This window comes from Legionella stuttgartensis (genome assembly GCF_977063405.2).
This window is the reverse complement of record NZ_CDRUHA020000058.1, coordinates 52,784-75,540: the sequence shown is the minus strand read 5'-3', so window position 1 is coordinate 75,540 and position 22,757 is coordinate 52,784. Positions and strand designations below refer to the sequence as shown.

The window sequence follows — 22,757 nt, the reverse complement described above, 5'->3', positions numbered from 1 at the left end:
TGTGTTTGCTCCTGATTGTTTATTATCTAGATATATATTTTTCACGAATAATTTGTTGCATGGCAAAACCTTGTTCTTTTAACGAGTTAAAAGCTTCGTCAATCATGCTGGGATTTCCACATAAATAAATAACATCACGCTGAGGGTCGAGGTTTAATGTAGGAAAAGCATGTTGTACGTAGCCACTGTATTCGTTTTCATTCAACTCATGCGTTGCCTGTCTGCTTAGATAGGGTCTAAATGTGACTTTAGGGTATTTTTGAGCAAACGCATAAAATTCGTTGGCGTAGAGAATTTCTTCCCGTCGTTGTACTCCTTGCAGAATTACTACTTCGAGTTCAGAATGTTGTTCCATGAGTACACTTAGTTCTTGCAACATTGCTCGATAGGGTGTTACTCCTGTACTGGTGGCAACTAAGATAAATCGATTGGGTATATCCTCTTTGATAATTAAGCGCCCATATGGACCACTGATCTGAATAGTGTCTCCAGGTTTTAAATTATAAAGGAATTCAGTGCCAGGTCCATTTTCAAAATAACCGGCTGCGATTTCAATTTTATTATCTTGTTTTGGCGCATTAGCTATACTATAACTACGTTTTAACGATTTTCCTTGATGTTCAAAGTGAATGGTTATAAATTGTCCAGGTAAATAATTAAAATTGGGTGCCACTTCACAATTAAAAATGAAGTGTTTTACTTTAGGAGAGATCATAAATGACTCTTTTAAAGTGATGGGGAATGTATTTATTTGCATGACGAATATCAACTTTACTGTAAAACTAGAGATTATAACTCTGAACTAAAGTTAATATAAGCAAAAAATTATGCATTACAAGTTTTAACGGCATATAATTATATTATGAATACACCAGATCTGATTACAATTATAGGCAATTTCAGCCGTTCTTTGTACCCGGTGCAGCATTTAATCAGTGGACTTGCGTACATACTGGGCATTTTATTTTTTTGGACTGCTATTTCCAAACTTAAAAAAATCGGAGATCACCGAGCACAATCATCATCGCAGGAAAAGATGTATACCCCTATGATGTACTTAGTATTTGGCGCGGCACTCCTGTATTTACCTACTGCCTTAGATGTTATGGCCAATACAACCTTTGGCGTTGGTAATATTTTAACTTATACTTCCTATAGTCCCTTAAATATATTCAGTTCTATGGGCTTATTGATTCAAACAGCAGGGGTATTATGGTTTGTTCGTGGGAGTGTATTGGTTGCACAGTCCAGTCAACCAGGGACCCAGCATGGGCCTAAAGGCTTGGTATTTATAATTGCTGGGGTATTGGCAATGAATTTCGATAATACCATCGCCATGCTAAATTACGTAGTGAGTTCTATGGCTCGTTGGACTATGGCAATCACAGCCAGTCAAGGATATTAATCGTTTCTAACTTTCTTCCCCACAGATTCTAAGGTTGTTAGCTTTGGCAAAATCAATAATGGATTGATACAACAAAGGACTTGATTCTTTAAGTTTGGGATCAAGTAAAACGCATTGATATCCCTCACTATTTACACTGGGTCGTAATAGGGGTGAATAATGAATGCGGCTGTTTTTAAAGCTTGCTAGCGAACCACTCATTCGCTCAGCCCAGTCGCTGGGTCGAAAAGTTTTTCCTTGGTCAGTTATTCCCTCTATAATAATGGTCTTATTTTTCGGTGTAGCCATAGCTTTTTATGCAATATAAATACAGTGTGATAAGTATACCATCATATGCTAGATGCTGTACCGTAATTTATTCATTTTTTACAGAAATAAATTTGTGTTAAATTTGGTTTTCAAAAGTAATTTTTATCCCTATTATGTCAACATATTCTATTTGGCATTTTTTTGAAGGTTATTAAGAATGGAAAAAGATAGTCATTCTGGTATTTATTTGTTGCCTAATTTGTTTACAACGGCCAGCTTATTTGCAGCATTTTATTCCCTTGTTGCATCAATGAAAGGGCAATTTGAAGCCTCTATCATTGCTATATTTATTGGTATGATTGCCGATGGTTTGGATGGGCGAATTGCTCGCTTAACTCATACACAGACTGAATTTGGTGCTGAATATGACAGTTTATCCGATATGGTGACATTTGGCGTTGCGCCTTCATTATTGGTATATAATTTAATTTTAAGTCAGTTGGGAAAAGTAGGCTGGCTTGTTGCGTTCGTATATACAGCCGCTGTTGCTTTACGATTAGCGCGTTTTAATACCCAGCTTGAGACAGCAGATAAACGATACTTCCAGGGATTACCTTGTCCACCAGCCGCTGCTGTGATGGCTTCCTTTGCTTGGTTATGCTATCAAAATGAATGGCAGAATATGTTTGTTTCTCTATTAACAGCCATTTTATCATTAGTTGTTTCAGGCTTAATGGTGTCCAACTTTCGCTATTACAGTTTTAAAGAAGTGGATTTTAAGGGAAAAGTTCCATTTCTTTACGTCTTAGTGATGATTATTTTGTTTGTAGCCATTGCAGCAAATCCTTCGTTGGTTTTATTTGTTGGTTTTACCATTTATGCATTATCTGGCTTGCTTATGACTTTACTGGCGTTGCAAAAAATGAGAAAGCAAAGGAAGAACTCGGAGAAATAAAGCAATTCAAAATAAACTTACAAAAAAATTCAATGAATATTTTTAGGATTGATTTTCAGAAAGGATCATTATTTCAATCCTGTTTACTCACCTTCGCCAAAATAATTATTAATTAGATGCGTTAAGGCCTCATTCATTTGTACTTCATCGGGGCCTTCTATTTCCATAATGAGTTCACTCCCTTTATTGGCTGCAAGCATCATGACCCCCATAATGCTTTTTCCATTAACGGTTTGTGAGTTGCTGGTTACATCAATTTGGCTTTGGTATTTTGCTGCGGTAGAAACAAATTTTGCCGAAGCGCGTGCATGTAAGCCCAACTTATTAATTATTTTAATCTTAGTTTTAATCATAGCGCCCACAATGTACCACGAATTAAGTAATAAGTGTAGCTGAGTGCCGTCAAGTGGAGTCTAGAAGAATAAGGAGACACCTCTCTGTTCTCAAGCATACTTCGATTAGGGACTGATTACATTTGACTAGCTTGGCCAAATTGTCCTTATTTTTCAATTAGTCCACTTTGGCTCAAGCTAGCAAATGCAAACGGCCTTTATTTCTTAATCATGGTGTTTCTGACTTTTTTCTTTATGTTTGAGCAGTTGACGTTCCAGTTTATCAATTAAAGCATCAATTGCAGCATATAAATCTTCAGATTCTGAAGTTGCATGCAGTTCAACTTTGTTTACGTGAACCGTTGCTTCAGCAATTTGGCGTAGTTTTTCTACATTGAATACTACATTAATGGATTTGATTTGATCAAAGTGACGCTCAAGCTTATCGAATTTTTCTTCGGTAAATGCTCTGAGGGCGGGAGTAACATCAATATGATGTCCAGTGATGTTAATTAACATAAAAAAATCTCCGAGTTACATAGAATCATGATGAAATCATGATCCTTAATTAATTACAAATAATTTTTCGTTCATTAGATGGAGCAATTCCCATTGCTTCACGATATTTTGCTACGGTTCGTCTTGCTACTTTGATACCCTGTTCTTCCAATAATTGGGTAATTTTACTGTCACTTAATGGTTTTTTTCTATTCTCCGCGGAAATTAATTTTTTTATCACAGCACGTATTGCAGTAGAGGAGCATTCATCTCCTGCATTTGTGTTGACATGGCTTGAGAAAAAGTATTTAAGTTCAAATACTCCTCGGGGTGTATGGATAAATTTTTGTGTAGTGACACGAGAGATTGTCGATTCATGCATATCCAGAGCAGAAGCAATGTCATTGAGAATCAATGGTTTCATTGCTTCTTCACCATATTCGAGAAATCCTTGCTGATATTCCATAATACATTTGGCTACTTTAAGGAGCGTTTCCTGACGGCTTTGGATACTTTTTAAAAACCAACGTGCTTCTTGTAGGTTATTTTTCAAGAACTGATTGTCTGCACTATTATCAGCGCGTTGAATCAAAGAGGCATATTGGTTATTAATACTTAAATTAGGAAGCACGCTTTGGTTGAGTTGAACCTTCCATTTATGGTTAACTTTTTTAACAGTTAAGTCCGGAATAATGTATTCAGTAATGTCTTCATGAATCAAATTACCAGGCTTAGGGTTTAATCCTTGAATGGTCTTTAATACTTCATCAACCGTTTTTTCAGTAATCTGATGATTTTTCATTAATTGCTTATAATTGTGCTGGGCTAGCAACTCGATGTTTTCTGTAATAATTTTTTTGGTTAGAGCTAAATATTCACCATCCAATGGAAGTTGTTCTAGCTGCACAAGTAGTGTTTCTGCGAGATTTACAGAGGCACAACCCACAGGGTCAAATAATTGCAAACGATGACGTACTGCTTCTATTTCATCTAAATCCAGTGGATGTTCCTCGCTGGTAAGACTTGTATGCAACTCCGTAAGGCTCATTGTTAGAAAGCCATCGCTATTTACTGCATCAATGATAGCTGTTGCGATCGCCCTATCCACATCACTCATAGGCGAAAGTTCCAGTTGCCATCTTAGATGGTCTTGTAAGTTGGTCGTTGTGCAATGTAAGTTATCAAAATTATAGTCATTTTCTTCAAAAGCAGAGCGTTTATTTGAGCTTTGGTAAAGTTCTGACCATTGAAAGTCATATGACTCATCATTATCTTGTTGTTTTACTTCCGCCGTTTCAAATCCCTCTTTATCTTCGCTGGGAGTGGCTTCAAGCATTGGATTTGATTCAACAATGAGTTGGATTTCTTGCTGTAAATCGAATGTTGAGAGTTGTAACAGTCTTATTGCTTGTTGTAACTGTGGGGTTAGTGTTAAATGCTGGCCAATGCTTAGTTGCAATGATGGTTTCATGCAAATCCTCTTTGTATTCATTGCTATTTACTATCAGTTTAAACGATTCGTAAGGATTATCCAGTATCTACTACGTTAATTTAGAAAATAACCGATGAAAAAACGGCACTTAATAACTGGGTTGCAGTAATAAAATACAAAGCTTGGGTCTCAGGTACTGTTTGCTTGAGCAAACATACTGAAATAAATGAATTGCTATGATGGTGGAGAATTGGCGTTGCCTAAAATAAATAAAAGCCCCATAAGCTATGGGGCTTAAATCATTATTTTACTTTTTTCTCTTTAAAAAGAACATGCTTACGTACTTTAGGATCGTACATCATAAGCTCCATCTTTTCAGGATGGTTTCTTGGGTTTTTAGTTGTAGTTTTATAGTATCCAGTTCCTGCTGTGGATTCCATTTTCACTTTGATAGTGACGGCTGCCATGGTTTATCCCCTTAGTTATACTTTTTCGCCTTCAGCTCTGAGTTTATCCAGAACTGCTTTAATACCTAACTTGTCTACAATACGCATACCTTTGGTGCTAAGTTTTAATGTGACAAATCGTTTTTCTTCTTCAACCCAGAAACTATGATTCTGAATATTCGGCAGAAAGCGTCTTTTAGTTTTGTTGTTAGCGTGCGACACTTTATGACCAGTCATGGGTCGCTTGCCAGTTACCTGACATACTCTAGACATTGTGTTACTCCAAAATAGGTTTTAATTTGCTTGTCTTTGTAAAATTCTGGGCAAATAGCCGGATGTGAAATACAAGAGCGGTTTTATATCAAAAAAATGCATTAGTTGCAAGATTTTTGTAAAAACATATAATTCAGGCTTTGACAAAATATGAGTGCAATTTATGCAACGCAAGATAAAAAGTTATGTCTTAAGGGCTGGTAGGGTGAGCAATCGGCAACGTCAAGGATTAGATCTTTGGTTTAAAAATTATGAGCTTACTGTGGGTGGAAGTCCATGGAATTTGGCAGAAGAGTTTCACCGTGTTGCAGATACAGTTGTTGAAATAGGTTTTGGCATGGGTGCCTCATTGTTAACTATGGCTCAAAATAATCCGGAAATTAATTATATAGGAATAGAGGTGCATCAGGCTGGCGTCGGTAGTTTGGCTGCTGATTTGCATGAATCTCAATTATCTAATGTACGTATCGTTGCTCATGATGCTGTTGAAGTATTTCGCACACAATTGTTGGACAATTCAATTGCAGGTGTACAAATTTTTTTCCCAGATCCATGGCATAAAAAACGCCATCATAAAAGACGTTTAATTCAGAACGAATTTATTCAATTATTAACAACAAAAATAAAGCCTGGAGGGTTTATCCATTGTGCAACGGATTGGCAAGATTATGCGGAACATATGTTAGATGTTTTATCCACAGAGCCTTCTTTGCAGAATACTCAAAAAGAAGGAGGATATTCACCTAGGCCTTTATCGCGCCCACTTACAAAATTTGAGCTTCGTGGCGAACGCTTGGGGCATGGGGTTTGGGATTTAATTTTTACTAAAATTGGATGAGGACCCTTGCTTAAATTCACAAAGCTTTTTTTTGAAAAATTGATGAATTTGTAGAAATTTTAACTATCCTTTTGATCTTCTATTGTCCAATGTGTAATATGAATCCGGATGGAACATTACAAAGGACGTAATATGGAATTTATCACTGAAATAAATGCAGCTATAAAATCAGGGTTGAAAGGATTTAACGAGTTCATTGAGCAAAAGCTGCAAGTAGACACCAATTATCTTGAGCATCCATTTTGGATGGCAGAAGGTGCTCAAGTAACCGTTTTGAATTATTTGATTCAACTACACCAGAGAAAAAAAAGAGATTCTGTTGATGAGAAGCGACCTTCTGATCTCACTGAATTTATTGATCTGGTCCTTGGCAAGATTCAGAATAAAAATATTGGCCAGCCTTTGCACCAAGCAATTGCTTTAGGTAAGGTGCGGTTAGCTCTTCATCTTTTGGAGTCTCATAATTTTGATATCAATCAACGTGATGAAGAGGGACGCACGCTCTTGTCTTTGGCATTGCCTACTAAAAACCGTCAATTATTGGAAAAAATCTTAGTCGCTAAACCTGATGTTAATGCGCCAACACGACTTACAGAAGGTCGTATTCCCTCTCAACCCTTGCATCAAGCCATAGCACTTGATTTTACTTCAGGAGTAATAAATTTAGTAAGAAGCGGTGCAGATGTGACAAATCCTTTAGGCACGATGAAAGAAACTCCACTGCAATTGGCTGCACGGCAAGGCAAGATTAAGGCGCTTGAAGCCTTATTAGAAGAGGCCCCAGTAGAAAAACTGAAGCTTGAGGCGGAAAATAATAAATGTTCTGAAGATAAGAAAACAGGTGAGAATGCAATTGAAGCTCTTTGTAAGCAGTTGAATCATAATCGGCACAACAAAGATTTACTGCGGGGGGTTGCAATGTTGCTTTGTCGTGGTGCTGAACCACCACGAAGTGAAGCACTCTGTCAATTATTAGCCGATAAACGTAGTGAGTTGCTCAAAGAGATCGATCGCTATCTGGATACTCGCCCCGAATTAGTGGATCCTTTTGTGAACCGATGCCATTTAAATGACAGTGCATTGTATAAAATAATTTATGTGGATCATTCTTGGGGAAGTACTTTACGCCAGCTTTTCGGTAGGCCAAGTGAGGCAGCCTTTGTTATAGAGCGGTTAGTTACTCGCAAATACAGCCGTCGACCGGAAGGGAGTATAGCAGCCTCTATATTGCCAACAGTCGCGGCAGTACCATTAAAAGAAAATGAGCCTCCATTTAAACTTTATGCGGAATTTGTACGACGTTATAACGAAGCTTATGAGAATCAAAAAATTCCCAATCCTTGGAGTACCATGCGTTGGATGATTGCTGAGGGAAAATGTAATTGGGAGACCGTAAAAGAATATGCTCGTACCCATAAAGGAACTAGAACGCAGATTATTTATGATGATATGTTTAAGACCTTGCCGAAAATGGAGATGCATGAACAAATTGAGAGTTCAGTTGTAGACGTTGAAAACAGGCTTAGCTCTATTGAAGTTAAGTAATAAACCAATTTTAATTACAGTTGCATATTTTCTCTGTAGAGATAGGAACCACAATAAGAGTTTAGAGGAGACTATCTCTCTAATTAAATAATAAATGGATGTCATGTATGCATTGAATTAAAATTAGTAGTTAATCGTAGTCTTAATATATTTTTGGGGTGTAGTCATTATGAATATTAGTTTATTACTTTTAATGATGATTTGTTTTATTGGTATGATTAGTCCAGGGCCAGATTTTATACTTGTCACAAAAAACGCTTTTTTTTACCCCAAACGACAGGCTTTGGCAACGGCCTTTGGTATTGTCACTGGATGTCTTTTTCATGCAACTTATTGTATTTTGGGATTGGCATTTATTATCACTCAAAGTATTGTCCTTTATACCACTATAAAATATATCGGCGCATGTTATTTAATTTATCTTGGATTAAAAGGTCTAAAATCCAAACATTCTGCAACAATATCTCAAGAGCAGGCTTCCATAAAAAATATAACGATTTCAAAAGCTTATATTGAAGGTGTTTTGTGTAATGCTTTAAATCCAAAACTTGCAGTTTTTCTCCTGAGCTTGTTTACCCAATTTGTCTCAATTAATGCATCAATGGGTGATAAGGCTTTAGTCGCTGGAGTATTTGTTACTGAGTCTGCTTTTTATTGGCCTTTATTAGTTTTATTTCTGCAATCTAATAAAGTTCGAGTGGTATTTGCTAATTTTCAAGCTGTTTTGAGTCGTTTGTTTGGTGGTTTATTGGTTTATATAGGAATTCGAGTGATGTTGAGCGCGGATTAGTTGTTTTATGAGGAATACAATGTTGAAAACAGCATTAGGTTTAAAAAAAACAGAGTTGGATACCCCTTGCTTAGTAATTGATAAAAATATTCTACAATCCAATTTAGCAACCATGAGAACACATTCTATTGAGAATAAAGTTAATGTCCGACCGCATTGTAAAACTCATAAGTGTTCCAAATTAGCTCAGTTACAAATTGAATACGGAGCAATAGGTGTCAGTGTTGCAAAAATTTCTGAAGCGGAAGTTCTTATTCGGAATGGAATATCCAACGTACTGATCACGTCTCCAATAGTCACGAGCAATAAGATTTCTAGGCTTATCTCCTGTTTGGAACACGCTCCTTCTACTTTAATAGTTGTAGATAATAAGGAAAATCTTGCCGCTTTAAATGAAGCTGGTGCACGCAGTAAGAAGATGATTCATGTACTCGTGGATGTCGATCCAGGAATAGGACGTACCGGGGTTAAACCAGAATATGCCTTAAATTTTGCGTTAGAAATGAAGCAATTTCCTTGGTTAAACTTGATGGGAATTCAATGTTATGCAGGTAATTTACAGCATATATCTTCCTTTAATGAACGCAAAATTAAATCATTGCAAACAATGCAAATGGCAAGTGACCTTGTAAAACGTTTTAGAAAAAATGGTCTTAATTGCCCAATATTAACAGGAAGTGGAACAGGAACTTATGATATTGATGTTGAGGCAACAGAAGTAACTGAGGTTCAACCGGGTTCTTATACGGTTATGGATGTTCAATATACTTCTATTGGTTCTCAAAGCAACCCGGAGCAATTTAATACATTCAAACCGGCACTGACACTTTTGACTACAGTCATCAGCAATAACAGAACTGAGCATGTTACCGTCGATGCAGGGACGAAATCCATTTATGTCGATCAATACAAACCTAAAATTATTAGTCATCAGGGTTTGGAATATGATTGGGGGGGATTTGGTGATGAACATGGAAAGATTACCGCTGTAAATGGCACTCAATTACCCCCATATGGTGACGTTTTAGAACTGGTGGTCCCTCATTGCGATCCCACAATTAATTTATTTGATCAATTTTTTATTACTGAACATGATATTGTAGTTGATATTTGGAATATTGATCTTAGAGGAAAATGTCAGTAGTTTCTCAAAAACTTGAACGATTTTTGTAATAGAACCAAAGCGATACATTAACTACCTTAATTAGACTTTGTCGCATGAAAAGGCATAGTATCTGAACAATAAAGAATTCAGATTGAGCTAATTCCATCGTGAAAACTTGCTTAAACTTCATATACCCCATAGAATTCTAGTTTTCTTAGAATTGGCCAGGAGAGTAGTACATGGGGTGGAATGAGCCAGATAAAGGCAAAGATCCCTGGAAGGGTAAAAATCAGCCTCCAGATTTAGATGAAGCTCTTAAACGTGTTCATGACAAATTGAAGAAGATTCTATTCGGAGGAGCTGCTAAAATGAACAATGAGCCTTCCAAAAAATCAAATAGCGGGCTAGTGACTTTAATCGTTGTCTCGATTGCGTTTATTCTCTGGGTACTTTCTGGCATTTTTATCGTTGATCCTGCTGAGCAAGCGGTTATTCTTCGTTTTGGTAAATATGTAGAAACTGTGGGGTCCGGACCTCATTGGATACCAAGAATTATTTCTTCTAAAATCATTATGAATGTGGATAGGGTGTTGGATTATTCCTATTCTGGGCAAATGCTTACTCGAGATGAAAATTTGGTTTCCGTGTCTTTAGCCGTGCAATACCGTATTGGTGATCTGGAGGATTACTTATTTAATGTTGCCAATCCCGAAGAAAGTTTGCAGCAAGCGACCTCAAGTGCTCTAAGGCAAGTAGTGGGAACAACTACATTAGATCAAATGATTACGGAAGGTCGTGAAGTTTGGGGCAATCAAGTTCAAGATACTTTGGCAAAAACATTGGATCTTTATAAAACGGGTATTTCGATCGTGAACGTATCACCTCAGCCCGCACGTGCACCTGAGAGTGTTCAAGATGCGTTCGATGACGCGATTAAAGCACAAGAAGATGAAAAACGTTTTAAAGAACAAGCCTATGCCTATGCAGCTAAAGTAGTACCGATTGCTGAAGGGAGGGCAAGCCGTATCCTGCAAGAAGCCGAAGCTTATTCCAAACAGGTTGTATTGAATGCCCAGGGAGAGGTTTCTGAGTTCTTAGCTTTGCTCCCTCAATATACCGCGGCCCCTAATATTACGGCGGAACGTATGTATTTAGAGACAATGCAAAAAGTATTAAGCAAGAGCAGTAAGATCATTGTTGATAGCAAATCCAGTAATTTATTGTATCTACCTTTAGATAAATTATTTGAAAAGCCTGCCGGTTTTCGAAATGTCTCCGCCAAAAATGGTAAAACGGAGCGAGATGACATCGGTGAGACAGAGAATTTAATCGATGATCGTGAGTTTACTAGACCTGTTTATCGACAAGGGAGAGATTAACAATGAAAACTACTGCTAGAACCCTTGGCATCTTGATCTTCGTACTCTTGTTATTTTTATTGACCAGCGTATTTACTATCACCGAAGGACAGCAAGGTATTCTTTTGCGTTTAGGTCGTCTGGTCGATGATAAGTTGACTAATAAAGTTAAAGTATTGAATCCTGGATTGCATTTTAAAATACCATTTATCGAAAATGTACGCATTTTTGATACGCGTATTCAAACTATGGATATCAAATCGACTCGTATTGTCACCAAGGAAAAAAAGGATGTAATGGTTGATTATTATGTTAAATGGCAGATTACTGATTTGGCCCAATACTTTAAGTCAACCGGTGGCAGTGAATTTAAAGCGGAAACATTATTGGAGCAACAATTAAATACATTATTACGTGCTCAGTTTGGTAAACGTACCATTCCAGAAGTAGTTTCGGGTGGTCGTGACGATTTAATGGAATTGTTGCGTAAAGCGGCTCAAAAACAAGCTGGCGGGCTAGGCATAATTGTGGTGGATGTCCGCATTAAAGGAATAGAGCTACCGGCCAATACCAGCAATGCGATTTATCAACGCATGCGTGCTGATATGCAAAAAATAGCGAATAGGCATCGCGCTGATGGTCAAGCAGCTGCTGAGGAAATAAAAGCTAAAGCAGACGCTAATGTTATGGTCTTATTGGCGAAGACTCGCAGTAATGCGCAGAAAATAAGAGCAATTGGACAAGCACAAGCTGCATCAATCTATGCGGATGCATACAATAAAAATAAAGATTTTTTCTCTTTATATCGTAGCTTACTTGCATATGAAGGGAGTTTTAATAGCAAAAGGGATATTTTGGTATTGGATCAAAGTAATGCATTTTTCGATTATTTTAAGGAAGCCATACCAAAAAATGATGGTGTACCTGCTAAAAAGTAACTATAATGTTGAGTTTTGGTAACTATTCATCCTAGAGCAAAATTGTGGATAACATCCACATATGAGTACAGGTTGAATAAAAACATTCTGAAAAAGCACAATGACCTTGTGAGTATTTTCAGAATGTTTTTTATTTAAGATGCCTCCAATGTGGAATCAGCCTGGGGGAGGAGTAGTTACAAATTTTGTTGAAATTGAGTCCAAGTGTGTTCTCAATTTAGAGCGGCGAATAGCATTTTGCAAATTAAGAGTAGATCATGGGTAAAAACGTTGTTGTTTTAGGAACGCAGTGGGGCGATGAAGGCAAAGGTAAAATTGTCGATTTATTAACTCAAGATGCGCAGGTTGTTGTTCGTTATCAAGGCGGTCATAATGCAGGCCATACCTTAAAAATTAATGGGGTGAAAACGGTTCTACGTCTCATTCCTTCCGGTATGCTGCGACCCAATGTAATGTGTTACATTGCAAATGGAGTGGTTCTGGCGCCTGATGCACTTTTGAGTGAAATTAAAGAACTTGAAAACAGTGGAGTTGATGTTCGTTCTCGCTTACGGATTAGCATGGCATGTCCTTTAATCCTCCCATGTCATGTGGCTATGGATAAAGCACGCGAAGCACATATGGGGAATGCTGCGATTGGTACTACTGGCCGTGGTATAGGACCAGCGTACGAAGACAAGGTAGCTCGTCGCGCTCTAAAGGTTAGTGATTTATTTCACCCTGAGCGGTTCGAAAAAAAATTAGCAGACCTTTTAGATTACTACAATTTTGTTTTGACACAATATTTCAAACAGCCTGCTGTAGCGATGCAACCCATATTAGATTCTGCTTTGCATTGGGCTGAGGAATTACGTCCCATGGTATGTGATGTTTCTGCTTGTTTGCATGAACATAGAGAAAATGGGGATAATATTTTATTTGAAGGAGCCCAAGGGGTCTATCTTGATATTGACCATGGTACTTATCCTTTTGTTACTTCTTCAAACACGTGTGTGGGCTCAGTAATTAATGGTGCAGGATTTGGTCCTAAATACCTTGATTATGTTTTAGGCATTACAAAAGCGTATACTACACGTGTTGGTGGTGGTCCATTTCCGACCGAGCTTTTCGATGACGTAGGTAAACGAATCGCTGAGCGTGGCCAGGAGTTTGGGGCGGTAACCGGAAGACCTAGACGCTGTGGCTGGTTTGATGCGGTTTTATTAAAACATTCTATTGAATTGAATAGTATTACTGGATTGTGTATTACTAAGCTGGATGTTCTGGATAATTTAGAGGTATTACGCATCGCTGTTGCATATAAGGACGAAAACGGTAATTTAATTTCTCGTCCACCTCAATCAGCGGCTGATTTTCAAGGTTTAGAGCCAGTTTATGAAGAAATGCCCGGTTGGGAAGAGTCTACGGCCGATATCACGAACATCAGTGATTTGCCTGCCAATGCCATTGCTTATTTGAATAGAATAGAAAATCTTCTCAAAGTTCCTATTGATATATTATCAACAGGTCCAGAACGTGACTCGACGATTATTTTACGCAGTCCATTTAAAGCTTAATTGTCCTTGGCTATACAAAAAGCCAGGCATTGTTTCTAAGTGCCGCGACTTGTTCGCGGTATCTAGTAGTTTAATCAGCAGCAACAGACTTCTTCATAAAAATCACATCATCTGGATGTAAATCTTCAATCAATTTAATATTCGCTTACACCTTGCTTCGTGTGTTTCAGGCTCTTTACTCCAATAAACCAATCGCTAATCTGTAATGTTTTGATAAGATTCAGAGTTCTTTGCATTGAATTGCTATATTGGAAATTTCGGTATTTAATGGATACCGCGAACAAGTCGCGGTACATAAATGAGGGATGGATTGTCAAAACACTGAGTTTCAGTCACAAGGATATAGATATTTAAAACTTATTCTCAAATGCGCGTAGTTTTTTCTCTAAATTCCATTGTAATTGCGCTTTCTCATTTGCTTTTATAAACTGCTGACAGCTTTCACTTTCTAAATCTTGGCAATCATGAGTCAAGAGAGCTTTACCTGAATCGGACCAAATGCTCTTTCCTGGTACGAATGCGTAGGTTAGGGCATTTCTATTGATTTGTTTTAAAGTTTGATAATCCAGACCATGTTCTAATACGGCTTCAACATATTGCTGAGTTAAATTGGTCCGCAATATCCCTTCATCATCAGTAGATAAAACAACTGGAACATGATGTTGGAGATAAAAATTCAGAGGGTGGTTGCGCCCTGAAATCTTTAATATTTTTAAATTGCTGATGAGATTAATTTCTACTGCCTTATGATGTTTCGCCATGAAGTTTAAGGTTTTTTCCTCATTATTTTCATGAGCAATATCTACTCCATGCCCGATTCTTTGCGCCTGACCAGTAAAAAGCGCATCATGGATGTGATAATCCAAATCTTCGGGAGCAACTATTTCTTGGCTTAATTCGCCAGCATGTAAAGCGATGTTGACTTGTGGGTAGAGCTCATGAAGATACTGGTACATTTGCATTTGTTTACGAAAATCGCGCAAAGAAATAATACCGTCCTCAGGTTGCACCAAATTAACGCCAACAAGCGCACCGTTGCTTTTTATGGATTGAGTTACGGCTTCAAAAGCATTAAGTGTTTGTGCAAAGAGATTATCTAATGATTGCTCTCTAAGCGAATAATATAAAAATTTAACTTTTATTTGGCAGGCTTTTTTTTCTGGATGTGTTTCACAGCCCAATTCGCGGCGTGTTTGTTGCAAAATTCGATTTGATTCTACCACAGTGTAGTTAATATTATTTTGAAAATCTTGATTTGCTAATAAACGCTTTCTTTTTTGATTAAACGAAGTGGTATCTTTGAGCATATCCCCAAAACTGCTAGAGTGGGCGTTATCAGGTAAAATCATTAATTCCATATATTGTTCATTTTGTTGCGCTGCGGTTTGCAATACTGCTGCTACTAACTCAGGCTGATGATCTGCAACTATAGGAATGAACTTGTCGAATGAGTTGAAAAAGTGATCATGCCCTGATTCTTTCCCTGGTACAAATTCTTTCATAGACCAACTTCTCACAGTATTTGCATAGAGTTCAGGGTGGTTAAGCAGATCCTTTGTATCAATTCCATTACATACAGAGGAAGTTTTACTAACATTCCAATTGGTTGTATTTAAGCAATAGCTATCTTTGGCTGCTAGCTCCAGCATAACCTCAGGGTAAGCTCCCCCAGCTAAGTGATAATGTAATTCACCACCCTTAGGCATACTCTTAAAAAATGCATATAATGCGTTAGGATCATTTTTTATTTGGTCGAAATGGGATTGGACATTAGCTTGTGAAAAAGAGGAAAAAAATAGACCAGCAAGGAGTGGTATTGATTTAATATAGTTCATTGTATTCGAAAATATGTCAGTTTTGTGGGAATTATCGCACAATTATTATTAAATCCCAACCATTGTATTTAGGATCTATTCATAGCAAAATGATTTTATTGTTCTTAGGGGCTGTCATATAAGCTCTCGTCACAATTATATTTCACCTATTAGTGGGGCTATAAAGTGAGGGACTGGACATGCAGGAAAGGGGGCAACACTCATTTGAATGTAATACCCTATAAAGTCTAATCAACTAGGATGATGAACATGAAACATTTTTTATCAAAATTTTATACTGTATTAGGTACTTTTTTTCTGTCGTTAATGACAGCGAGTTTTGGTAATGCGACATCAGATCTGAGTGATTCTACAAATAAAGCTAAAATGACAATCAATGTGGCTATTTATGCTCCCTTTTCTGAGAAATCTGCTTTTATTGGTAGAAATATGTTAGGAGCAATGGAAATTGCCCGGGATCAATTAAAGTCCTCAGAAATTAATTATGAGTTTTATACGCTGGATAAAATGCCCAATAATGCTAATGCAGCAAATACTTTGCAAAAATTTATAGATGCCCATCACATTAACGTAATTATGACTGAAGGAGTAGAGAGTGGGGCTTTAGTTGCACCTTTGGCAAAAAAAAATAAACTCATACACTTTTGTCTCACGGATGACTCAATAATTGCTGATGGAAAAAATAATTTTCAGGCACAAAGCCCTAATCACAAGCAAACTGCTGTTTTAACACAATCAATGAAGCCAGAGTTTATCGCGCAATTTAAACAAGAATATCTTAGCCACCCTATCAGTGAAGCCGGTTATGCTTTTGATGTATTCCATCTAATTCATAATAGTGCTTTGCTTGCAATGCAAACCCATTCTGATTTTTCCAGCCAAGCAATCGCAACACATCTCTTGGCTCTTGAGCCAGGAACAGGGGTCATGGGCGCATTTAATTTAAACAAAAATGGGGTTTCCTATAAGAAGCAGACCCTTACTGCCTAATTTTAATCTACCAATGCAGCAAGCTTCAAAAAGAAAAGGAGCCTAAGTGGCTCCTTTTTTTGATGAGAGACAAATTATCTATTAGCTAAAGCCATACCTTCCAAAACCGTCAAAGCAGCATAGAGTTGATAATCATTGTGCATTAGCTCATCCATTTGTGCCTTGAAATTTTTAGCTTTAGCTTCTTGATTACTTTTATTGATTATGTGCCCATTAAGATTTGCTTCACTGTATCCTGTAGGATCAGCAGGCTTCGCAGCAGTTTTAGGAATTTCTACTTCATTAACTACGATATCAGGCACAATTCCTTGAGCTTGAATTGAAGTTCCTGATGGGGTGTAATACAAAGCAGTAGTTAACTTGATCCCTGTTTTTTCATCTAGTGGCAAGACAGTTTGTACTGAGCCTTTACCAAAGCTTGTTGTACCAAGAATAACAGCTCGTTTGTTATCTTTCAGAGCGCCAGCTACAATTTCAGCTGCAGATGCAGAGCCGTTATTAATTAATACAACCATTGGAGCATCGTGTAAGACATCTACTCCTTTGGATAAGGCGGTAAAATCTGAACCAGGTAAACGTCCTTTAGTTGAGACAATTGTTTCTGGTTTTCCTGATTTATCTTTACCAAGGAAGGCATCAGAAACTTGAATTGCTGAATCAAGAAGTCCCCCTGGGTTGTTACGTAAATCCAGGATCAGGCCTTTTAAATTTCCACCAGATTGTTGTTTTAGCCTATCAATGGCTTGCAACATATCTTTTCCAGTTAATGCTTGGAATTGGGTTAAACGAATATAACCATATCCGGGGGCGATTATTTTGCTTTGTACACTTTTAATTAGGATAATTTCTCGCATCAAATCAAAAGTAAGCGCTTTATTAACCCCTTTACGTAAGATAGTCAATTGAATAGTACTTCCAGCTTTACCACGCATCAAATTGACTGCATCTTTAAGTGAGAGACCCTGAACGGATTCTTTTCCCAATTTAATAATGTAGTCACCAGATTTGATGCCTGCTTTAAAGGCTGGCGTATCAACGAGAGGAGTCACTACTTTTACCACTCCATCTTCCATGGTCACTTCGAGCCCCAAACCACCAAATTCACCACTAGTTGAAGTTTGTAGTTCTTTAAACTCTTCTTCATCCAAGTAACTGGAATGAGGATCCAGTCCATTGAGCATACCACGAATGGCATTATCAAAGAGTTCTTTATCATCAACAGGTTTTACATAGTATTTTTTAATTTCACCAATAGCATTGGAAAAACGTTGAACATCTTCTAAAGGAACCGCTTTCGTCGTAGAGCTTGAGGTTGTAGACGTATCTGTATTAGCCTCATCTTCAGCAAAGCTTGTGAGAGGTAACATAAGAGTAAACGCGTATACTATCGCAAGCTTGCCTGGGTATAGTTTTCTTATCAACATAGCGATCTCCTCAGATGCAAGGCCACAAAATAAGCCATCTTCTTTTATTATAATTATTGAAATGCAATTAAGGTGCCAGGGTTATCTATGACAACCAGTTAAGTGGTGGAATAGCCTTTCCCCTTAGTCTTATTTCAAAGTATAGACCGTTTTGTTTAATTCCGCCGCTATGACCAACACTTGCAATTTGTTCATTTTGGCGTACATACTGGCCCTTGCTCTTAAAGAGAGATTGATTATGAGCATACAAGGTCATAAAGCCTTGTCCGTGATCAATAATAAGCAGTAAACCATAGCCTTTAAGCCAGTCACTGAATACTACTTTCCCAGGATAAACGGCAGTGACTACTGCGCCTTCCTCGGCAAAAAATGTCACTCCTTGGTTCATTTTTCGTAGAGAGCGGCTCTGGCTGTGGATTGGAAGCGGCAATTTTTTGCGCATCTGACTAAAGGGTGTACTCGTAGGAGTAATGCTTTGTTGTGTTGCTAATGATTTGAGTAAACGTGCTAGATTTTCTTTATTTTTTCGTACCTCGCGTAAAGTGTTTTGTTTGTCTTGAATTTCATGATTCAGTGATTGAATTAGAGCGGTATGATAACTTTTATTTTGTTGCAGTTGCTGCTGATGTTGAGTAAGTTCTTTTTTTAATTGTTTATTGGCAATGAGTTCTGTTCTGAGTTTTTCTTTACTATCACTAAGGTTCGCACGAGTTTTATCAATTTTCTCGATAAGCTGTTGCCGTGATTTAACGATGTACTGATAATAAGTTAAGGTTCGACTGACTTTATTGGGATCATCCTGATTCAGTAGCAACTTAAGTGGTTGATACTCACCCATTTGATAACGAGCACGTACATGATTCGCTAATAATTGTTGTTGGGTAACCAACTGTTGATTTAATTGATTTACTTGTTCTTGTAGGTCGGTAATTTTACTTTCTTTATTCTTGATATCATCTTGAATGGAGCGTAATTTATGAATTCCTGTACCGATTTGCTTTTCAGTTTCTGACAGTTCCTTATTTAAAATACCTTGTTTATCGTGCGCTGTATTCAATGTTTTTTGGAGGCTGTTAATTTGCGCATCCAATTGTTTTAATTTATTTTGTGTTTGTACTACAGTTGATGCAGATTCTGCATACCCCCCGAAGCAAAGCAATATACTAAAGAGTAATCCAGTAAAATAAGTTGTACCATGTTCAGTAATAGGTCTTTTTTGAGCCATTATTTCAGAAGAATAGTTCTTCATTGATATGATGTCCGAATCCTGGCATTCTAATTTCTGTCCGATTGTAATTGCGCTGTCTAAGCAGTAATTTTTAACATCTGAGCGACATAAATTAAAAGAAACTGTGTCATTCCATTTATTCATGAGTATTTTTTTCTAACAATTGATGACCTGTCATTTCCGCCGGGGGAGTAATTCCGAGTAAGCCCAGCATCGTTGGCGCGATATCAATCAAGCTTCCTTCGCTTTGGGTAAAGTGCCAATTACCTCCAACGTATACTAATGGGACAGGTTCACTAGTATGAGCAGTATGTGCTTGATGCGTTGTTTCGTCAAACATTTCTTCAGCATTGCCATGATCGGAAGTAATGAGTAATTTTCCACCTTGTCTTGCCAGTGCATGCCAGACTTTACTCATGCATTGATCAAGACATTCGATTGCACGAATTGTGGCTTTAAAGTCTCCGCTATGTCCTACCATATCGGCATTGGCGTAATTACAAATAATGACATCATAATCTTGTCTATTAATTGCCTCGACCAAACGATCTGTTAATTGAGGGGCGCTCATTTCAGGTTGCAAGTCATAGGTGGCAACTTTAGGAGAGGGAATTAAAATTCGTTCTTCATTAGTAAAAATATTCTCGTTCCCTCCGTTAAAGAAAAAAGTTACGTGGGCATATTTTTCCGTTTCTGCAATGCGTAATTGACTTAAGCCATGAACTGAAAGCACTTCTCCTAAGGTATTATTTAAAGGAATAGGGGGAAAAGCTTGGGTTGTTGGTAAGTTTTTATCGTATTGGGTCATGCTGACGAAATAGGATAAATGGGGTTGCACCCTTCGATTAAATTTTTTAAACGATGGATCAATAAAAGCAGTAGTTAATTGTCGGGCTCTGTCTGCACGAAAATTAAAAAATAAAACAGTATCTCCATCTTCGATGACTTTCTTCTCACCAATAAGGGTAGGTGGGATGAATTCATCAGAAAGATTTTGTTGATAATAAGATTTTATTGCCGTTTCTGCATCCTGAAAATGATGCTTGCTATCGCCTTGGGTTAATAAAGTATAGACAGGTTCTACTCGTTCCCAGCGGTTGTCTCTGTCCATCGCATAATAGCGTCCGCTAATCGAACAAATTCGGGCTACTGGATGTGTTTTTAACTTTGCATTGAGGCGCTCTAAACTTCGTAATGCGCTTTGTGGTGGCGTATCTCGTCCATCTAAAAATAAATGTAAATATACTGAAGTAAATTTTTGCTGTGCACAAAAGTCAAGCAAAGAAAATAAATGATGTTCGTGGCTGTGGACTCCTCCTGGAGAAAATAAACCCATGAGATGTAATGATTTCCCGGTTTTTTGCAATGTGGTAATTACATCATGGAACACAGGATTATTGGCAAACTCTCCATGCTTTATGCTCTCATTTATGCGCGTGAAATCTTGTTGGATTACTCTGCCTGCGCCTATATGCATGTGTCCTACTTCTGAGTTACCCATTTGCGCGTCAGGTAAACCAACAGCAAACCCGGATGCTTCTAAAAGAATATGGGGGCAGTTTTTCCACCACTCGTCCCATTGGGGTGTGTAGGCTTGGGCAATAGCATTATGTTTATTATTTTCGTTATATCCCCAGCCATCTAAGATCATGAGCAACAATGTTGCTTTTTTTTGCATGAAGTTCTCCAGAACACAATCCAAATTTTTTGGTGGGAATTATACCTTACTTAATAAGTATTTCGTAATGCCTTCTCTCGATTTCGGTCACGTTTCTTGCAGGAATGAAATGTGCCCTGAGTTATTAATTTACTTTTTGACCTAAATTCTGATGTCGATTTAATAATTTCTTAATGTTTTGTTTATAAAATATGCCCAGTTTGTCTTGTTTTGAGTCAGATGTGATGCGGCAAACTCTTTTAATCGATAAACAATATGAACGAAAAGGAGCGATTTTAATGTTTACTAAAAACTCATCATTTAAGTTTTTTACACCAAGCTCAAAAGAAGAAAATACAGATTCATCTCAACATACCAATCTGAATGTAACGCAGCAATCGGCTGCGAAATTTTTAGATAAAGTGAAGTTGTATTCGAAATTAGATGTGAAAACAAGTCCTATACTAATGAGGCATTTATTAGGACTGTTAAAACTGAATGATTTAAAAACTCAAGACAAAGAGTTTGCGGATTTTATTGAAACACTGAGTACAACACGACTTGATTTGACGCAGCTCATCAATGCATTTCAAGAATTTATCTTGAATAATGATGAAATCTGCTCTCTTTTAGCCTACATCGAAGACAATCAATTAATTTCCCAAGAAGAAATTGAACATTCAGCAGGTACTATAGAGCTCCAGCTTCATTTATTGTGTATACTTGAAGCTTTTGTAGTGACTTTAACGAATAGTAGTCAATTTGCTGAAGATGCCTTAAAACATATTCTCAGCCATCGCAATAATCCGTTTAACAAAGGTAATACCTGGACCAATTTTTTATTCGGGGCTCCCTGGGATGCATCTTTATTCGAACGTTTAAAACTCATTTCTATTGAGCCTGGTTTTTTGCAAATTCTTTTTCAACGGGAATTGAGCGGTAAAGATGAGATAACTCAGGATGATGTAAAAAAATTTATTGAGAAATATAACTTATCCAGTTGGAATGCCTCTTCTATTATTGTTCCAAACGTTGATGAACAACCCTTATCAATTGCGCCCATGGCAATTAATATAATTGAAGCATGTCGTACAGATGTGGTTAGTCCGCGACACGAGGAGCGTGGCGGAAAAGAAAACTCAAAATCAGGATTAGGCTTAATTGGTTTAATGGAACAGTTAAATTATCCTACTGCCGCAAAGCATAAAGAATGTATTTTACCAGAGCATGTTAAAGCGCAAATGGGGGATGCAAAGGCTTATCCATTGATTCCAGGTTTGAAGATTAATGGTGCTCCTAAGATAGTTTCACAGTTCAAAGTTGATAAATTTTGGCAAGATTTATACATAAGTTGGAATGCGCGATTTGTTATTAGTAACATTGATAATATTTTCCTCATATTTAAACTCATGATCCCTTCAGTGCTTGGGGCTAAAGCGCATAATTTTAAGGAAACGAGATTACTTGCATTATTTTTTATTGGTAATTTATACCTCAGCGCTGCACCACAAAATAATCCTCTTTTTGAACCTGGCTATCAATTTGAGAATGCTGATGAGATATTGAGGCAATGGGGAATTATAAATCAGGAAAAAGCATTGTCGTTGTTACAGAAATTTACAAAAGATTCTGAAGTTATGCCCGATAAAGCGTATGAAAAAATTATTGGAGCTTACCCCACGCTGAATATGGTCAGACAGCTTGTTTTCTTTTCTCAAAGTCCAGAAAATTATCGAATGTTAGTTAAAGATAAAACTGATGAACCAGAAAAATCAATTACAGGTAAAGAGGAAGTGATATCACCCAGGTGGTAATAGGAGATAGTTTAATTAAAGAGGCATAGTTTCATATCTAAACATATAATGTCTTTAGCTATCGCCTCTTAAATTACTCTTTAAAACGG

At 37.4% G+C, this 22,757-nt stretch carries 22 protein-coding genes; 11 read left to right on the top strand and 11 right to left on the bottom strand.

What is annotated here, in order from left to right; translation table 11 throughout:
* Positions 1 to 22: 22 nt before the first annotated feature.
* A complete protein-coding gene (locus ACWTEW_RS17110) occupies positions 23 to 757 on the bottom strand; it encodes a ferredoxin--NADP reductase (protein ID WP_454782870.1) in 735 nt (244 codons plus the stop codon).
* Between the two features lie 105 nt (positions 758 to 862).
* Between ACWTEW_RS17110 and ACWTEW_RS17105 the strand changes: the two genes are divergently transcribed.
* Positions 863 to 1,405: a type IV secretion protein IcmC gene (locus ACWTEW_RS17105; RefSeq protein ID WP_454782869.1), complete on the top strand. Its 543-nt coding sequence runs from the start codon at positions 863 to 865 to the stop codon at positions 1,403 to 1,405.
* A 6-nt stretch (positions 1,406 to 1,411) separates the two neighbouring features.
* Here ACWTEW_RS17105 and ACWTEW_RS17100 read toward each other — a convergent pair whose 3' ends face one another.
* The gene (locus tag ACWTEW_RS17100; RefSeq protein ID WP_058466581.1) at positions 1,412 to 1,693 is read right to left on the bottom strand and encodes a DUF3579 domain-containing protein; all 282 of its coding nucleotides are present in this window, start codon (positions 1,691 to 1,693) and stop codon (positions 1,412 to 1,414) included.
* Positions 1,694 to 1,871: 178 nt separating this feature from the next.
* Here ACWTEW_RS17100 and pssA point away from each other — a divergent pair, with 178 nt between their 5' ends.
* Positions 1,872 to 2,609 (top strand): CDP-diacylglycerol--serine O-phosphatidyltransferase, encoded by a 738-nt coding sequence (gene pssA / locus ACWTEW_RS17095; protein ID WP_454782868.1) that lies wholly within the window; start codon positions 1,872 to 1,874, stop codon positions 2,607 to 2,609.
* An 83-nt stretch (positions 2,610 to 2,692) separates the two neighbouring features.
* On the opposite strand, the gene ACWTEW_RS17090 is transcribed toward pssA, so the two are convergent.
* The 5 genes from ACWTEW_RS17090 to rpmB all read right to left on the bottom strand — a co-directional run bounded on the left by ACWTEW_RS17090 (position 2,693) and on the right by rpmB (position 5,590).
* On the bottom strand, positions 2,693 to 2,962 hold the full coding sequence (locus ACWTEW_RS17090) for an HPr family phosphocarrier protein (protein ID WP_454782867.1): 270 nt from the start codon (positions 2,960 to 2,962) through the stop codon (positions 2,693 to 2,695).
* 204 nt (positions 2,963 to 3,166) lie between these two features.
* Positions 3,167 to 3,460, bottom strand: a complete 294-nt coding sequence (hpf, locus tag ACWTEW_RS17085; RefSeq protein ID WP_454782866.1) for a ribosome hibernation promoting factor — start codon at positions 3,458 to 3,460, stop codon at positions 3,167 to 3,169.
* 49 nt (positions 3,461 to 3,509) lie between these two features.
* A complete protein-coding gene (locus ACWTEW_RS17080) occupies positions 3,510 to 4,910 on the bottom strand; it encodes an RNA polymerase factor sigma-54 (protein ID WP_454782865.1) in 1,401 nt (466 codons plus the stop codon).
* 263 nt (positions 4,911 to 5,173) lie between these two features.
* Positions 5,174 to 5,338: a 50S ribosomal protein L33 gene (gene rpmG, locus ACWTEW_RS17075; RefSeq protein WP_003635328.1), complete on the bottom strand. Its 165-nt coding sequence runs from the start codon at positions 5,336 to 5,338 to the stop codon at positions 5,174 to 5,176.
* Positions 5,339 to 5,353: 15 nt separating this feature from the next.
* Complete coding sequence (rpmB, locus tag ACWTEW_RS17070; RefSeq protein WP_182391467.1) at positions 5,354 to 5,590, bottom strand: 50S ribosomal protein L28; 237 nt, start codon at positions 5,588 to 5,590, stop codon at positions 5,354 to 5,356.
* Positions 5,591 to 5,753: 163 nt separating this feature from the next.
* Between rpmB and trmB the strand changes: the two genes are divergently transcribed.
* The 7 genes from trmB (at position 5,754) to ACWTEW_RS17035 (ending at position 13,720) form a co-directional block, all read left to right on the top strand.
* Positions 5,754 to 6,428, top strand: coding sequence for a tRNA (guanosine(46)-N7)-methyltransferase TrmB (gene trmB, locus ACWTEW_RS17065; protein WP_454782864.1), 675 nt, complete (start codon positions 5,754 to 5,756; stop codon positions 6,426 to 6,428).
* Between the two features lie 132 nt (positions 6,429 to 6,560).
* The gene (gene ankC / locus ACWTEW_RS17060; protein ID WP_454782863.1) at positions 6,561 to 7,973 is read left to right on the top strand and encodes a Dot/Icm T4SS effector AnkC/LegA12; all 1,413 of its coding nucleotides are present in this window, start codon (positions 6,561 to 6,563) and stop codon (positions 7,971 to 7,973) included.
* A gap of 169 nt (positions 7,974 to 8,142) precedes the next feature.
* A complete protein-coding gene (locus tag ACWTEW_RS17055; protein WP_454782862.1) occupies positions 8,143 to 8,763 on the top strand; it encodes a LysE family translocator in 621 nt (206 codons plus the stop codon).
* Between the two features lie 19 nt (positions 8,764 to 8,782).
* A complete protein-coding gene (locus ACWTEW_RS17050) occupies positions 8,783 to 9,907 on the top strand; it encodes a DSD1 family PLP-dependent enzyme (RefSeq protein WP_454782861.1) in 1,125 nt (374 codons plus the stop codon).
* 200 nt (positions 9,908 to 10,107) lie between these two features.
* On the top strand, positions 10,108 to 11,247 hold the full coding sequence (hflK, locus tag ACWTEW_RS17045; protein ID WP_454782860.1) for an FtsH protease activity modulator HflK: 1,140 nt from the start codon (positions 10,108 to 10,110) through the stop codon (positions 11,245 to 11,247).
* 2 nt (positions 11,248 to 11,249) lie between these two features.
* On the top strand, positions 11,250 to 12,164 hold the full coding sequence (hflC, locus tag ACWTEW_RS17040) for a protease modulator HflC (RefSeq protein ID WP_454782859.1): 915 nt from the start codon (positions 11,250 to 11,252) through the stop codon (positions 12,162 to 12,164).
* 257 nt (positions 12,165 to 12,421) lie between these two features.
* Positions 12,422 to 13,720, top strand: coding sequence for an adenylosuccinate synthase (locus ACWTEW_RS17035; protein ID WP_454782858.1), 1,299 nt, complete (start codon positions 12,422 to 12,424; stop codon positions 13,718 to 13,720).
* 350 nt (positions 13,721 to 14,070) lie between these two features.
* On the opposite strand, the gene ACWTEW_RS17030 is transcribed toward ACWTEW_RS17035, so the two are convergent.
* On the bottom strand, positions 14,071 to 15,555 hold the full coding sequence (locus ACWTEW_RS17030) for an adenosine deaminase family protein (protein ID WP_454782857.1): 1,485 nt from the start codon (positions 15,553 to 15,555) through the stop codon (positions 14,071 to 14,073).
* Positions 15,556 to 15,804: 249 nt separating this feature from the next.
* Between ACWTEW_RS17030 and ACWTEW_RS17025 the strand changes: the two genes are divergently transcribed.
* Positions 15,805 to 16,545, top strand: a complete 741-nt coding sequence (locus tag ACWTEW_RS17025) for a branched-chain amino acid ABC transporter substrate-binding protein (RefSeq protein ID WP_454782856.1) — start codon at positions 15,805 to 15,807, stop codon at positions 16,543 to 16,545.
* Between the two features lie 74 nt (positions 16,546 to 16,619).
* Here ACWTEW_RS17025 and ACWTEW_RS17020 read toward each other — a convergent pair whose 3' ends face one another.
* The 3 genes from ACWTEW_RS17020 to gpmI form a co-directional block, all read right to left on the bottom strand.
* A complete protein-coding gene (locus ACWTEW_RS17020; protein ID WP_454782855.1) occupies positions 16,620 to 17,969 on the bottom strand; it encodes a S41 family peptidase in 1,350 nt (449 codons plus the stop codon).
* Positions 17,970 to 18,054: 85 nt separating this feature from the next.
* Positions 18,055 to 19,341: a murein hydrolase activator EnvC family protein gene (locus tag ACWTEW_RS17015; RefSeq protein ID WP_454782854.1), complete on the bottom strand. Its 1,287-nt coding sequence runs from the start codon at positions 19,339 to 19,341 to the stop codon at positions 18,055 to 18,057.
* Complete coding sequence (gpmI, locus tag ACWTEW_RS17010; RefSeq protein ID WP_454782853.1) at positions 19,334 to 20,875, bottom strand: 2,3-bisphosphoglycerate-independent phosphoglycerate mutase; 1,542 nt, start codon at positions 20,873 to 20,875, stop codon at positions 19,334 to 19,336. Before gpmI ends, ACWTEW_RS17015 begins: the two co-directional genes overlap by 8 nt.
* A gap of 278 nt (positions 20,876 to 21,153) precedes the next feature.
* Here gpmI and ACWTEW_RS17005 point away from each other — a divergent pair, with 278 nt between their 5' ends.
* A complete protein-coding gene (locus ACWTEW_RS17005; RefSeq protein ID WP_454782852.1) occupies positions 21,154 to 22,668 on the top strand; it encodes a symporter in 1,515 nt (504 codons plus the stop codon).
* Positions 22,669 to 22,757: the final 89 nt, after the last annotated feature.